Origin of the sequence: Bacillus sp. HMF5848 (genome assembly GCF_003944835.1) — a bacterium.
Lineage (GTDB): Bacteria > Bacillota > Bacilli > Bacillales > HMF5848 > HMF5848.
In genome coordinates this window covers 437262-452345 of the sequence record NZ_RWIV01000001.1, presented here as the reverse complement: position 1 = coordinate 452345, position 15084 = coordinate 437262, and the positions used below count along the sequence as shown (strand labels likewise).

General features: G+C 39.9%; 14 protein-coding genes, 1 other RNA gene and 1 riboswitch. Of the genes, 2 read left to right on the top strand and 13 right to left on the bottom strand.

The features are described 5' to 3' along the window. Positions 1 to 140: 140 nt before the first annotated feature. Positions 141 to 1049, bottom strand: coding sequence for a diacylglycerol kinase (locus EJF36_RS02205; RefSeq protein ID WP_125904799.1), 909 nt, complete (start codon positions 1047 to 1049; stop codon positions 141 to 143). Between the two features lie 344 nt (positions 1050 to 1393). On the opposite strand from EJF36_RS02205, the gene ssrS reads away from it, so the two are divergent. Then, a non-coding RNA gene (gene ssrS, locus EJF36_RS02200) (6S RNA) lies at positions 1394 to 1583 on the top strand. Positions 1584 to 1725: 142 nt separating this feature from the next. Here ssrS and EJF36_RS02195 read toward each other — a convergent pair. Next, on the bottom strand, positions 1726 to 2127 hold the full coding sequence (locus tag EJF36_RS02195) for a thiol-disulfide oxidoreductase DCC family protein (protein WP_125908232.1): 402 nt from the start codon (positions 2125 to 2127) through the stop codon (positions 1726 to 1728). A gap of 338 nt (positions 2128 to 2465) precedes the next feature. Between EJF36_RS02195 and EJF36_RS02190 the strand changes: the two genes are divergently transcribed. Further along, positions 2466 to 3470, top strand: a complete 1005-nt coding sequence (locus EJF36_RS02190) for an NADPH:quinone oxidoreductase family protein (RefSeq protein ID WP_221760708.1) — start codon at positions 2466 to 2468, stop codon at positions 3468 to 3470. A 49-nt stretch (positions 3471 to 3519) separates the two neighbouring features. Here EJF36_RS02190 and EJF36_RS02185 read toward each other — a convergent pair whose 3' ends face one another. From EJF36_RS02185 to EJF36_RS02135, 11 genes are all read right to left on the bottom strand, one after another. Next, the gene (locus EJF36_RS02185) at positions 3520 to 4860 is read right to left on the bottom strand and encodes a cytochrome P450 (RefSeq protein WP_125904797.1); all 1341 of its coding nucleotides are present in this window, start codon (positions 4858 to 4860) and stop codon (positions 3520 to 3522) included. A gap of 270 nt (positions 4861 to 5130) precedes the next feature. Next, positions 5131 to 5775, bottom strand: coding sequence for an HAD family hydrolase (locus EJF36_RS02180; protein ID WP_125908231.1), 645 nt, complete (start codon positions 5773 to 5775; stop codon positions 5131 to 5133). 43 nt (positions 5776 to 5818) lie between these two features. Then, positions 5819 to 7300: an adenosylcobinamide amidohydrolase gene (locus tag EJF36_RS02175; RefSeq protein ID WP_125904796.1), complete on the bottom strand. Its 1482-nt coding sequence runs from the start codon at positions 7298 to 7300 to the stop codon at positions 5819 to 5821. Positions 7301 to 7302: 2 nt separating this feature from the next. Continuing rightward, positions 7303 to 8361 carry a FecCD family ABC transporter permease gene (locus EJF36_RS02170; protein ID WP_125904795.1) on the bottom strand — a complete coding sequence of 353 codons (1059 nt, stop codon included), beginning with the start codon at positions 8359 to 8361 and terminating at the stop codon, positions 7303 to 7305. Beyond that, positions 8324 to 9334, bottom strand: coding sequence for an ABC transporter substrate-binding protein (locus tag EJF36_RS02165; RefSeq protein ID WP_125908230.1), 1011 nt, complete (start codon positions 9332 to 9334; stop codon positions 8324 to 8326). The genes EJF36_RS02170 and EJF36_RS02165 overlap by 38 nt, the downstream gene beginning before the upstream one ends. 222 nt (positions 9335 to 9556) lie before the next feature. Then, a riboswitch (cobalamin riboswitch) is annotated at positions 9557 to 9742 on the bottom strand. Positions 9743 to 10174: 432 nt separating this feature from the next. Beyond that, positions 10175 to 11131, bottom strand: coding sequence for a calcium/sodium antiporter (locus tag EJF36_RS02160; protein WP_125908229.1), 957 nt, complete (start codon positions 11129 to 11131; stop codon positions 10175 to 10177). A gap of 163 nt (positions 11132 to 11294) precedes the next feature. Then, positions 11295 to 11666, bottom strand: coding sequence for a spore coat protein (locus tag EJF36_RS22075; protein ID WP_125904794.1), 372 nt, complete (start codon positions 11664 to 11666; stop codon positions 11295 to 11297). A 12-nt stretch (positions 11667 to 11678) separates the two neighbouring features. Then, positions 11679 to 11864 (bottom strand): ferritin family protein, encoded by a 186-nt coding sequence (locus EJF36_RS02150; protein WP_125904793.1) that lies wholly within the window; start codon positions 11862 to 11864, stop codon positions 11679 to 11681. Positions 11865 to 11958: 94 nt separating this feature from the next. Continuing rightward, entirely contained in the window at positions 11959 to 12840 is an 882-nt protein-coding gene (locus EJF36_RS02145) for an SMP-30/gluconolactonase/LRE family protein (RefSeq protein ID WP_125904792.1), read from the bottom strand. Between the two features lie 257 nt (positions 12841 to 13097). Further along, positions 13098 to 14045: an ABC transporter permease gene (locus tag EJF36_RS02140; RefSeq protein ID WP_125904791.1), complete on the bottom strand. Its 948-nt coding sequence runs from the start codon at positions 14043 to 14045 to the stop codon at positions 13098 to 13100. Continuing rightward, positions 14038 to 14982 (bottom strand): ABC transporter ATP-binding protein, encoded by a 945-nt coding sequence (locus tag EJF36_RS02135; protein WP_125904790.1) that lies wholly within the window; start codon positions 14980 to 14982, stop codon positions 14038 to 14040. Before EJF36_RS02135 ends, EJF36_RS02140 begins: the two co-directional genes overlap by 8 nt. Positions 14983 to 15084: the final 102 nt, after the last annotated feature.

Sequence of the window (15084 nt, the reverse complement as noted above, 5' to 3'; positions counted from 1 at the left end):
CGTACTTCTGCATAGCACCCCCACACACTACAACCTTACATAAAGAAAACTCGCCCATTGGCTGTAGACAGAGTTGTAGTTGCACTTATACTATCCTATTAGCCTAAAAAGGAGCCCTCGCTACCGAGTGCCCCTTTCATTTACTTCATTAACTCATTTACGCGCTCATGTGGCACATACACTTGTATGTGCTGATATAAATTTACAAACTCGGCTGGTAACAGGCCACCGTATTCACCATCTAGATTTAGCTGCATTTTATCTTCTGCATGAACTTTAATACGGTTTGCTTTCGTGTAAAGAATATTTGGATCATGAATATGCTCCCCACGTAAGGCAAGTGAAGCAATTCTTACAAAATCCGCTAAGTTTGTTTTTTTCAAAATCAGCAAGTCAAACATTCCGTCATTTAGCGATGACTCTGGTGCCAAACGCTCGAAACCACCGACAGAATTTGTATTTGCTACGAGAAACAGCATGATTTCGCCTTCAAATTCTTTGCCGTCATACTCAATTTTAACATGCGTCGGGCGAATGGATGGCAAAATCTCCATTCCTTTTAAATAGTAAGCTAGCTGTCCAAGCACCGTTTTGAGTTTACTTGGCACTTCATACGTGAGTTCCGTGAGTCGGCCACCACCAGCGATGTTAATAAAATATTGATCATTCACACGGCCAATGTCAATCGGAACGGGTTTTCCTTCCGTGATAACCTTGCAAGCTCCCTCTATAGTCCGAGGAACGCCAATCGCACGCGCAAAGTCATTCGTTGTTCCAACTGGAATAATACCAAGCAACGGGCGATGTGGTTGCTCTGCGAGGCCATTGATAACCTCATTAATGGTTCCGTCCCCTCCCGCTGCAATCACAAGGTCATAGCTACGACGAGCTGCTGTAATAGCAGCTTGTGTCGCATCGCCAGCACCTGTTGTCGCATGACAGCTAGTTTCATAGCCTCCACGCTCTAAATGAATTAACACATCTGCTAATTGTTTTTTAAATAATTCACGGCCCGACGTAGGATTATATATAATTCTCGCCTTTTTCATACCGAATCCGTCCCCATCTGTAAGTTCTATTTATCATATTATATGATAGTACGTCAGTAAGCAATTTTTAGATACACTTCCAGTAGTCCCCTATTTAAAAGCTATGAATAGTTATGTAAAATAAGAATTGTCAACGAGGTAAGCAAGCTTCTCGAGTGTACGCAGTTCACACAAAGTTAAAAACCAACATTTATATCAAGGGATTCTAAGATGACGCTATGGACGCCAGGCCTCTATATGAGGATCGCGACAAGTAGCGCTGCAGAAACCCACTTAGCTTTCATGCGTTTTTAACCTAATGAACTGACGGCTCATCGGGATTAACAAACTACCAACCCCGACATAACCTTCTCGGTTGTGCGTGATTCACATAAAGTTAAAAACCTAAGATTCACTCGGGATTCTTACATCGCATATTGGACGCCACGCCTTTTTTCAAAAACGATCAAAGGATCGCTGAACATATGCTGCAGAAACCCACCTAACTTTACTGGTTTTTTTAACCTACTGAATGACGGCAAACTGGGATATCCTATAAATATAAAAAATCCATTGGCATCTGCAATCTACTGCAGGTGCCTTTTTGTGTTTGAAGAGGTTGCTAACGCGATGAAGATTAGGACGTAAGTTTCCATTGGAATTGTGTAGGCTGGAATACAGAGGCATGTACGTTTTTTTATTCTTCATCTAAAAATCTTAATTTTATTTCAGGTGTCGGCATCATACACGCTTGCTTACGCCCAAACCACTTGTAACGATTACGCGCCACAAAATCATACATACGGTTACGAATTACCGATGGTAACATTATGCCCACATACGCTAAACGCCAACCTCCACCTAACCACAAAGCTAGCTTCAATGCAGCTGTCGATTTTATATATGCTTGATTATTTACAATAAGAACAAAGCTATCCAAATCATCCACTGGTAAGTTATGCTTCTTCAATAACGACCTTCCTATATTGGACTGCAGCGACGCGAAACGAAACACAGCCTTCTTATCATGTCTTATAATAAATTGAACAATACCCTCACAAAGATTACAAACACCATCAAACAGTATTATCGGATGCATGGGGACGGTTCTTTGTCTGCCGTCATTCTCCTCACGCTCGGCAGTGTGGGGACGGTTCTCGTTCATCATGTGTCATTCATCTCCATACACTTAGTAGTTAACTCTATTATAAATGTTTCATAGGCAGAAAGCATGTGAATAGCTCTGCCGGCAGCGTGGGGACGGTTCTTAGCCTGCCCAATTACCCTTCTTGGCAACTTAAGAACCGTCCCCAGTCTGCCACTTTCCTCCTCACCATCATTTGCGGTATGATTAAGATAGGAAGCATAGGGACGGTTCTCATGCTTCCTTCGCCAATCGAAGGAAGCACGAGAACCGTCCCCACTTAACCAAGGGAGATGAAAACTTTGGATACATTTAAGGCACTTGTTGTTGATAAGCAAAACGATGATTTCTCGATCGGTTTTAAGCAACTGACCGTAGCGGATTTACCTGAAGGTGATGTACGCATTAAAGTACTATATAGTAGCGTGAACTTCAAAGATGGACTGGCTAGCATTCCGAACGGAAAAGTGGTGCGATCGTATCCATTCGTGCCAGGCATAGATATTGGCGGTATTGTTACTAGCTCTGAAAATCCAAGATTTCGTGAAGGCGATGAAGTCATTGCAACAAGCTATGACATCGGGGTATCACACTATGGTGGATTTAGTGAGATAGCTCAAGTGCCAAGCGAATGGGTAGTCCCTCTACCAACAGGCTTAACCCTAGAAGAAGCGATGACACTCGGAACAGCCGGATTCACAGCAGCCCTCTCTGTTCTTCGCCTCGAGGAAAACGGCCTATCCTACGACAAAGGCCCCGTGCTCGTAACTGGTGCCACAGGTGGCGTTGGAAGTATTGCTGTTTCTATCTTAGCTAAACGCGGCTACCATGTTGTTGCTAGTACCGGCAAAAACAGCCAGCGTGATTATTTACATAACATCGGTGCTACAGACATTATCCATCGCGATGAGGTGTATGGTGAGAAAATTAAGCCAATGGATACACAACTTTGGGCTGGGGCCGTGGACCCTGTTGGCGGTAAAACACTCGCTGCTGTACTAAGTAAAATTCATTATGGTGGCTCAGTTGCTGTGAGTGGCTTAACAGGTGGTGCTGACGTTGCCACAACCGTATTCCCGTTCATCCTTCGCGGCGTGAATCTGCTCGGCATTGATTCTGTATATTGTCCGATGGATATTCGAGAAGTTCTGTGGGAGCGAATGGGCGCGGACCTAAAGCCTAACACCCTTGATCTTATTAAACAAGTCGTACCATTTGATGAGTTACCAGCAGCTTTAGGAAAAATTTTAAAAGGTGAGTCGTTGGGACGTATGGTAGTGAAAATTAGTAACGAATAACATAGTGATAGCAACCTGATAGAACTCCCTATCAGGCTGCTATCATGTGCTATAATCTCTTATTCACACGCAAAAGTAACCCGCCTTTTGGTCGTAACGTAATAAGCGGCTCCGGTTCAACGATTGCCATGCTTGAAGACATTGTAAATGTAAAGTGCTGCAATACTGTTGCTAACACAATAGTTGCCTCAAGCATGGCAAAATGGTTGCCAATACACACCCGCGGTCCTCCACCGAATGGGAAGAACGCATACGACGGAATTGTTTTTAAAAAGTCATTGTTAAAACGATCAGGGTTAAACTGATCAGGCTCTTCAAAATATTCATCAAGTCGGTGTGTAATATAAGGGCTCACAAACACCGTCTCCCCTTTTGGCACAAGAAGTTCACCAATTTGCACATCCTCTAATGCTTCTCTTCCAAACATCCACGCTGGAGGATACAACCGTAAACTCTCTTGTATAACCTGTTTTAAATACGATAGTTTTTCAACATCCTCTAACTCTATCTGTCTATCACCTAACACATCGTCCAATTCTTTATGCGCTTTTTCCTGAACAACTGGATTTTTCGCTAACAAATACAGCGCCCATGACATCGCATTCGCTGTTGTCTCATGTCCCGCTAAGAAAATCGTCATCACTTCATCTCGCAGCTGCTGGTCGGTCATTTTACTTTGATCATCTTCATCACGCGCCGCCATTAATATCCCTAACAAATCATCATGTTCAGCAGTACTTTCTCGGCGACTGCGAATAATATCATACACAACACCGTCTAACACTTTAATCGCATTCATAAATTGCTGATTTTCTTTCGTAGGTATACTGTGCGGTATTTTTACTAAAGCACGCATGCGCTTTGTTGCAATATGCATACCAGTATCAATGGGCGGCCCAATCGTGTCATGACTTTCGTTTACATCCATACTAAACATCGTTTTGCTAATAATCGCTAACGCAACGTTCATCATATCTACATTAATAATACGTTCTTTATCTGACTGCCAGCTTTCAATCGCTTCATACGCAACATTCTTCATAGTGTCTGCGTACACTTGAATATGCTTTTTTGTGAAAGATGGCTGCATCATCCGGCGCTGACGCATATGAAAGTCGCCTTCACTCGTCAACAAACCTTCTCCCAAAAACGGCTTCAACTCGTTAAATGCCTCCGACTTAATAAACACCCCTGCCTTTGATACTAACACCTCTTTGATCATATCTGGATTCATAACCACATAGATCGGTTCTTTCCCAAAACGAATTTTGGCAACATCCTTGTAATGAGCCCGCAGCTTATTTAAAAAAGCTAACGGATCCTGGCGGAACTCTAAAAGATGGCCACCAATAAAACTCGCTCTTGGTCCGTCAATAGTAGCGTCTTTCATGTACACCCACCCCATTTTTATATTCAGTCTATATGAAACAGTATGAATCACTAAACTCTTCTATGTCAGTCCGAGCATTTACTCTTGATTTTAGGTTTCTTCTGAAACTCATGCTTATATGAAAGATTTATAGGTTTACTTCTAATTTTTCAATACGATCTTGAATGAAAAAATATTCTAATTTCACCCTTTATCAAGGCTGCTCCACTTCCCCGTAAAGCAAAAAAAACCAGCTTATCCACGTAAGCTGGTTTCCGTAATTTTAATCATTTACAAACTATTTATAACCTCTTCTAAACTTTTTGCCTTCATAGACGATAATCTCAATGCATAATCAGTAAACGGTAATTCTGCTGTAACAGCGTTCGGTACAATTACACCATGTAAACCCGCTTTTCTTGCAGCTACTAATCCGTTCAATGAGTCTTCAAACGCAACGGCTTCGTGAGGCTCTACTCCCAGCGCTTCAACAGCCTTCACATACAACGCAGGATCAGGTTTAACGCGTTCAACATCATCCTTTGTTCGGAACGCGTCAAAGTAATCATAAATGTCAAAGCGACGTAAATAATGCTCAATGTTCACCCATGAAGAGCTGGATGCGAGACCAATCTTTAGTCCAAGACGCTTAGCATCGTGCAAATAATCAAGAACGCCTTCGCGAAGCTCAAGGTGCTTTGCTTTTTCCTTATGCAACTTACCTGCTAGCTTACTTAACTCCACATACTCCAACTGCTTTCGTGGATGTGATTCATAATATGTTATAAACGGCTCATCTGTAGAACCAATGCACGCTGTAAACACTTCCATTGGTAGATCCATATCATACTCTTGCAAAAGCTCGTTATACGCCTCATACCAAAGTGACTCTGTATCAATAATCAATCCATCAAAATCAAACACAATCGCTTTTATCATCTCTTTCCCACTCCCTTACCGTTGTGGCACACACTTTTCCTTATAGTATACCATGTCTGCGACGATACTTTCCGATTGCCTCTGCTATACAATCGTATACACCTTTACTTATCATTTTTCCTAAAGGTGTAATTGTTCCCGCATATTCAAGTTCCACCCCTTTTTGCGTAGCGGCCACAAGAATACTATCTGTAGGTGTTCCCGTTGCAAGCGTACCTGTCACTTTATCTCGTACTTTTTGATCATGTAAGGCTTTTACCTTTGCTTCTGTTGCTGTCATAATACTTTGAATGAAGGCCTCTTCGGTTAAATGTCCATTTATAAAAATCCACGTGTTGATTGTTCCTGGCTTATAATCATAGCTATGCTGACTACTTTTCGATGCATCAATCGCATTTCCGACTCCTGCTGTTACGACAACGAACATCGAAAATGACTGCGTATTATCTTGAAGATATGTAAAGGCCACATCCTCTAAGCATACGGCCGTCATCATCCCGACTGTTTTATTCGATGTATAACCATGTCGTTCGAGATACTGCCTCATTTCTGTACGATGATCTGTGTGATCGTAATACACATCTACACGTCGGTTAACAAATGTCGTATACCAGCCAACACCAGCCCCTACGACACCTGATGACATCACTCGTAGAGGTGTTTTTGCTTGTAGGACAATACGTTCCTCTGTCACTTGAAGCATCGTTGGTTCGATCTCATTCTGCTTTGATTCTTCTTCATGTCCCCATTTAGGTAAAAGCATTAATTGTGGCACCGGGACATTCGGATGAGGGTGCTTTTTTATATCCGTTTTATAAACACTTTTAATTTTATGTTCTTTAAGAACCTCACTAGGAGCACCTTCCGCATACACCTTTCCATTTTCAAGTAATAATAGCTTGTCACAATACAAGCCAGCTAAATTTAAATCATGAAATATGGAAACCACGGTCAGCGCCTGTTGTTGCGTCCAGCTTTTTAAAAGGTCGAGTAACTCTTTTTGAAATGACAAATCTAAGTGATTTGTCGGTTCATCCAGTAATAACAGCTCTGGCTCTTGCGCTAATGCTTGCGCTAAATAAACGCGCTGTCTTTCGCCTCCCGATAACTCTTGAATGTTACGGTGCTGAAAAGCAGTAATGCCCGTATGCTCCATCACACGCTGCACCACTTCTTCGTCATGGCGGCTCCACGTTTGAAACCAGCCATGTTGATGGGCATATCGTCCAAGCGAAACTGTGTCCTTAACAGAATAAGAGAAAGCCTGGGAGGTTTCTTGAGGTAGCACAGCTACAAGCTTAGCAAGCTGTTTAGCCGAGAAGGCTACCACATCTTTATTTTTCAAAAAAATCGACCCATTTTGTAACGGCAGAATACCACTAATCATTTTTAACAGCGTTGTTTTCCCGCTTCCATTCGGTCCTAAGATACCATAAAGCTCTCCTGACTCCACTTGAAACGAAATATCGTGCAATATTGTATCTCCGGCATATCCTCCCGTTACCTTGTCGACTGTTAACATGCTTATACACTTCTTTCAGATTTTCTTTTTAATAAAATAATGGCAAATACAGGCGCTCCAATTAGTGATGTAATAACACCAATTGGCAGCTCTGTTGGTGCAATAATTGTTCGTGCTAACAAGTCAGCTAATATAAGAAAGCCACTTCCCGTTAAAATTGATAAAGGAAGCAGGTGACGATGATCTGGTCCCCACAACAGTCTTGTTAGATGAGGAATGACTAAACCAACAAATCCAATCGTGCCTGAAACAGCGACGGCTGCTCCTGTTAAAATAGATCCAGCTATAAGCACAGTTAACTTTCGTGTTTGTACATTTACTCCAAGGTGGTGTGCACGCTCCTCACCAAACGACATCGCATTTAGCTCGTGCCCGTTCACCAGCAAAACAATGGAGCCGATAATAAAAAACGGTAATATCAATGTTATGTAAGTCCACCCTCGCATCGATACACTACCAAGAAGCCAGCTGATAATTTGTCTTAGCTCCTCGCCAGTTAAGGCAATCATAAGTGAGAGTGTAGCACCTAAAAATGAACTAAAAATGATGCCTGTTAAAATAATAGTCTCCACTCTCATCGAACGCTCCACACGTTTCGCGAATGCTAACACAATAAAAATCGTAAAAATTGAAAACAGAATACTCATAACCGGGAGAGTAAATGTATGTAGAAACGGAATAGATAAATGAAAGAAAATAGTCAACACAGCTCCAACAGATGCACCAGATGATACACCTAGCGTATAAGGATCTGCAAGAGGATTTCGTAAAAGACCTTGAAAGGCCGCTCCTGCAATCGCAAGAGAAGCCCCCACAAGACCTGCTAACACCACGCGTGGTAAACGTATATTCATGACTATATTTATATAATTTGTTTCAATATGCTGTGACGAAAAAAACGGAAATACATGCGCACCGATAATTTGAATCACATCTTGTATCGGAATATAAACGGTCCCTATCGAGATACCTAATAACACTGCTACGACAAGAAACAACGCTGCCATCGTATAAGCATTAAATTTAGTTTGTAAAAATGTCTGGATATATGGCTTTTGCAAGTTCCTCTACCCCTTCGATAATACGCGGTCCTTGACGAGTTACTAAATCTGAGTGTACATCAATCACTTGATTATTCTTTACAGCCGTTACATCCTGCCAACCATCACGACTTTTTACTTGCTCCATTGGATTTTCTGAATAATATCCATATGTTGTGATAATAACATCCGGATTAATCGCCAAAATAGCTTCTTGATCCACCTTTATCCAGCCCTCTTGATCACCTGCTGCATTCTCGGCATTAATAATTGTCAGCATCTCGTGCATAAAAGTGTTGTTACCTGCTGTATAAATTTCTGGGGCCGGCGACACTTCTACAAACACTTTTCGTTTTACATCAACCTGTGCTGCTTTTTCTTTTACAGCATCAAGTCTTGCGCTAAGATCTGCCACTAAAGTGTCGGCTTCTTTTGTTGCTCCTGTTAACTGACCAAGCTCCGAAATGGTTTGGAACACTTGCTCGAAATTTTCAGCATTATTTACGATAAATACTTTGATTCCTGCATCACGCAGCTGTTGTAAACCTTGTTCAGCAAATGAAGCGCTTGATTCGTGCGCTAACACAAGGTTCGGGTTTAATGAAATTATCTTTTCAACATTAAACTCCATGCCGCCAATTTTTTCTGTATTCAGCACTTCTTCAGGGTAGTTATCAAAATCAGTCACACCAACAACGGTTTCTCCACGACCTAACGCATACAAGATCTCAGTGTTACTCGGAATTAAAGTAACGATTCTTTCTGGTACTTCTTCCAACACAACCTCATAATCGAGGGCATCCGTCACTGTTACAGGAAAAGCTGGTTGCGCTGCTTCCTCTTCTGCTGGTTCAGTAACTGGATCAGTTGTTGCTGTACTTTCTTCACTCTTCGTTTCTTCTTGGGCAGGTTCTTTCACATCGCTGCAGCCTGTCAGAATTCCAAAAAATAATAAAAATGGCAACATCCATAAAAACAGCTTCTTTTGCATCATGTTTCCCCCTATATATTTTTTCATGTTAAAAAGTCCTCTTAGCATGCTTGGGTGAGCAAAACGTATAAACGCGCTTCATACAAGTTCGTTTAACCCCCCCGCGCTAAATTAAAAAACATCTCCTAATTGCAAGGAGATGTTGTATGTTAGACTACAGCAGCCATGTGTACACAAATGTATACACACACGTCCGACATACACCTCCCTATCCTCGTAGGTTATTTGGTGCACTAAAACTAGGCAGGTCTCCTGGCTCATGGTCATTGCTTGCTGCTCCTTCCCATACTAGCTTGTACAGTGGTTTCTGGCAGCTCACTCGCATTTACAGTGGCGGGACCGCGTTGGAATTTCACCAACTTCCCTATTAAGTCTTCGATTTAAGAAGACACCTAATTTCATTCCAAATATTTTGTTTTTTCGACTAACATTGATTATACACTAGTATTTGGATATTTCTAGTGTTTTTCTTAAATAAAAGACATACACAAATAGTTACACAGTTTGTTAAAAGAGAGAATGTCGGAAAACATATTTAATAGTATAGTAAGGGTCTATTTTGGAACATATCACCTAAACTAGGAATGGCTTAAAAAAGTTAGTTTAACAGCTACAGCACATGATGATACAATTTCTTCTCGACATGAGCTGCATAACAATACATATCATATACTAATCTTTGAGCATTCCACATAATAAGAATATAACTACTAAAGCATTAGGACCACAGAAGGTGGACGTGAAGGCGATTTTTCATAGAACTAATCGCCTCCCTCCAGCTGTTTTAAAAAGCATCATATTTTTAAAAAATTATTACAAAATACACAGTACTTTATTTTCAAATTAATTTCTTATAATAACAAATATTATATAAAGAATATATGCAACGACTAGAAACATTCCTTCAAATTTCCCAATTTTAAAGTTTGTTCTTGAAAAGATAAGCAATATAACTGTTAGTAAAATCATAATAAAAATATCAACTATTATCTTACTATTTACAGTGAGTGGATGGATGACTGCAGTAGTTCCAAGTACAAATAAAATATTAAAGATGTTACTTCCTACGATATTACCTAAAGCTATTTCACTTTCTTTCTTTACCGCAGCAGTAATAGATGTTATCAATTCTGGTAAAGACGTCCCTACTGCTACAATAGTTAAACCAACTAAAGTTTCACTCATTCCAAAGAACAGTGCAATTTCAGTTGCATTATTTACAACTAACTCTCCACCCAATATAATTCCAACAAGACCACCAATAGTAAGTGAAATATTCTTGCCCCATGAAGTGGACTCCTGTCCTTTATTTTCCTCCTTAATCTTTTCTCGATTATTCCTTGCGACTTCAAATATATAGTACAAAAAAATGATGAAAAAAAGTAAAATAACTAAGCCGTCTCCTCTTGTAATCAGGTTTTCACTGACAGCTTGAAGTGTGACATCACTAACTAAAATCAGTAAAGCAATACTAGCTAACAACGTAAATGGAATTTCTTTTCTAATCGTTTCGCTTTCCACTTTTAATGGGTTAATTAATGCAGCCACTCCCACTACTAAAGTAATATTAAAAATATTACTACCCACAATATTTCCAATGGCTACTCCAGCATTTTCTTCTAATGCAGCAATAATACTTACTGTTGCTTCTGGAGAACTCGTTCCGAACGCTACAATAGTTAGGCCAATTAATAACGGAGAAACATGAAATGCTCGTGCAATGTTTGAAGAACCATCCACAAAAAAATCCGCACCTTTAATCAATAATACAAAGCCCAAAATTAATAAAATATAAACCACTTTTTTACCCTCTTTCATATTATTACTAATAGTATTTTCCTTAAAGGCATTAAAATACCCTTTTTCATTAACACCTAAACGGTTCAAAAATTATCGTGAATATAACACCATAATAAAAAAGCCACAAGGTTCTTTATGCGAGAACCTTGTGGCTTCTTTGTTTTTACTGATAACGATGTTGATCAGTCATATTATGTTGTGGATATGGATTTTGATTATATGTGTACATCATGTTTTGGTTCATTTGTTGGTTCATCATTTGTTGGTTCATCTGAGACTGCTGATTTCCTTGCATAAATTGCTGCTTCACCTGTTGAACATCCTGATGACTGGCTTTGGACGCTGGCGTATAATAATTGCGTTGTAAAGCAGCTTGATAAACCTCCCACTGCTTTTGTTCATCTTGGTTACGAATTTGCACGAATGTGTCGCGAAGCTGTTTATTATCGGATTGTGCAATGACTTGTGCATAGCTTCCTAAACTTGCATTTAACTGTGATAAATAATCAGCGACCATATCCTTTTCATTTAACATGTTATCTTCCTCCTATCCTAAGAATGACATAAGCTGTTGTTGTGTTTGACGTGCACTTTGTGCGTGTCTTTGAAGCATGTTTTTAATCTGTGGGTCATGGCATTGTTGAGCATATGTATCTAATTTTGTAGCAAGTGTTTCATGCCCACCTATCATGTGACGTAGATTTTGAAGTTCAAGTTCATTTAAATGTGACATGCTGGATATCCCTCCTTCATTTAGTACAAATTTACTTTTTGTCTAATAAGGAGATATTATGCTAGTTGATTAATGAATATTTCACGACATTTTTCTACCCCTGATATGAGTATGTTCGAGTACCCTTTATACCTGGCACCACTTTAAATACACCACCCGTATACGGATATTTTTCTAATTGCTCTTTTGTCATTTCTCCTCTAGCTGTTGTAACGAATAGCTCACTTAAATCGTCTCCACCGAAGGCACATGACGTTACATTCAAAGCAGGTATAGAAATCGAATCTAACTGTGTACCAGAAGAAGGATCCCATCTTGAAATTTGCGCCCCACCCCAATGCGCAATCCATAGCATACCTTCCTCGTCTATTGTCATTCCATCAGGCATCCCCTCTGTCTCTTCTGAAAAACTAATAACAGTAGTAGGATTCGATATATGCGCTTGTTCTATGTCAAAATCAAACCGAACAACGCAACGTGTAGGCGTATCGATATAATACATATAACGGTTATCAGGTGACCACGCTAATCCGTTTGAAATACTTACGTTTTCCCATTTCGTAGCTACCTTATGGTCAGTGTCTAAGCAATATAAGGCACCTTGTCCTTTTTTAAAAGAACGATCCATTGTCCCTGCCCAAAATCTCCCCATTTCATCACATTTGCCATCATTAAAACGATTGTTCGGTAAGTGTGACTCAGGGTCAGCAATCGCTTTTGTTTCCTCTGTTTCTAAGTTTAATATGTAAAAGCCGTCCTCTGCTGCCACTATCACTTCATTTTCATTACGCGGCACAACCGCCCCGATCATTTGACTTACGGATATACTCCGGTTTATATTTGTCACCGAGTCATACACATGTACATACTTCCCTTCAATATCAACCCAGTACAAACGCTTTGTCTGTTTATCCCAACAAGGTCCCTCACCAAGCTTCGCCTTTGCATCTATTACCAATTCAACGATATGAGCCATAGTTATTCCTCCCTATAAGCTAAGTGTACGTCGTCCCATGTTGCATTTCTACCACTTTTGTGTCGATTATCTACAGGTTTCGTGTCGATATTCTACCACTTCTGTGTCGAATATCTACCAGTTCCGTGTCGATTATTACCACTTCTGTGTCGATATTCACCAATTTGACATATTCTTGCATCAATCTTCAGCGCACTGTCAACCTTACAATAATAAAAAAGCTACAAAATCCCCGTCGGAATCTTGTAGCTTTTACATTAAGCGGCCACATCTCTCTTTTTAAAGATGAACCATGACATACCCATAAATAAAACAAAATATATTACTAACATGATGACCGAGAACCCCATGGATGTACCTTCAAAAAGTGGTGTGTTTGTTAAATATTGTGTTAAATCTGTATTTGAAAATAAAAAGTATTTGCCCCAATTTTGATTAAGCTGGCTAAGTAGCATAGCGATGCTTGTGCCTGTAAATAAAATGAATATTGATAACCCAATTGCTAAGGCACTATTTCTAAAGATAGTAGAAATCATAAAGGCTATAGTAACAATCATAATAAGCTGGATCGACTGTAAGCCGTATGTTTTTAATGCATATCCAATCATGTTTCCTTCCTGTACAATGCCACTTTGGTCTACATAAAGGAATGGAGCACTAGCTTCACTAAATCCAAACAAAATGCCACCTAACACAAATGATGTCGAGAATAACAGTCCGAGCATAAACACGGCATACAACAGTGTAGTGATATACTTAGAAATCAATATTTTTATTCTGTTAAACGGCCTAATTAAAAGCATTTTAACCGTACCTGCAGAAAACTCCTCCGCTACAATACTGCCTCCTACAATAGCTGCAAACAATGTCACTAATTGAATAAAGTACAGGCTCATTTGTAATGTAATGCCCCATACTGTCGTAGTCATAGGCATGATGTCATTGTCTACTCTGTATTGATTTAGTTGAATTTCTCGTTCCATCTCTGCAAGGGCTTCTGCTGGCACCATATTTCTTACTGATTCCAATTCAACTTGCTGCATCTCTATTTGACTTTGCATATCTTTCTTCCAATCGGCTGGATTCGATACTACTTTTGTAACTGCAATTGCAATCAAAATACCGACTAGTAATATTCCGACCATGACCCATGTACTTATCTTTGAATATAGTTTCATATTCTCATTACTTATTAATTTAAACAATGCCCTCACCTCTTGTAATTTCTAGGAATCTATCCTCTAATGTTTTTGTTGCTGGACGAATACCGTACACCGAAACATCTGCTAATGTAAGCAGCTTATTTACCCTCGCTACCTCCTCAAAGGTGATTTGTATTTCTAACCCTTCATTAACGATGGTGACATCATAATCTACTAAAATTTCCTTTGCTTTCTCCGGATTTTGCACCGTGAATAAATACGGATACGCCTTCTTCTCTTTTGTCAATTGCACACTTACATTATTCGAATGACGCTCTTCTCTCGTAATGTCTTGAATTGAAACGAGCGCACCATTTTGAATAATTGCTACACGGTCACACATAAGCTCCATTTCTGATAAAAGGTGACTAGAAACAAGAACAGAAATCCCCTCTGATTTAGCCAGTGTCCGTAAATAGTCGCGCAGTTCACGAATACCTGCTGGATCAAGTCCGTTTGTTGGCTCATCGAGAATAAGCAATGAAGGTTTGTGTAATAAAGCTTGTGCAACACCAAGTCTTTGTCTCATACCTAATGAGTATGTCTTAACCTTATCGTGGATACGTTTTTCTAACCCTACTAGCTTAATAACTTCTTCAATGCGCTCTTTTGAAATTCCCTTATACATGTTGGCGAAGTGAACCAAGTTCTTATACCCAGATAAATACTTATACATTTCTGGGTTTTCGACTATCGCTCCCACTTTCTTCATGGCCTCTTCGAAATTTTTCTGTACACATGTTCCATCTATTAAAATCTGACCCGAAGTAATCTGCATAAGCCCTACCATCATACGTATTGATGTTGTTTTCCCCGCACCATTAGGACCTAGGAACCCAAACACCTCTCCTCTCATCACCTCAAAAGAAAGGGCATTGATGATTGTTTTTCCCTTAATTGTCTTTGACACGTTTTTTAGCTGTAATACTGAATTTGACATTGTACAATCCTCGCTTCCATTGATTATCTGTCAACATCATACCCCGGTCACAGCCATATACATAAGTAACGCTAGTCATATCATAAGTCATATATTCTCCTA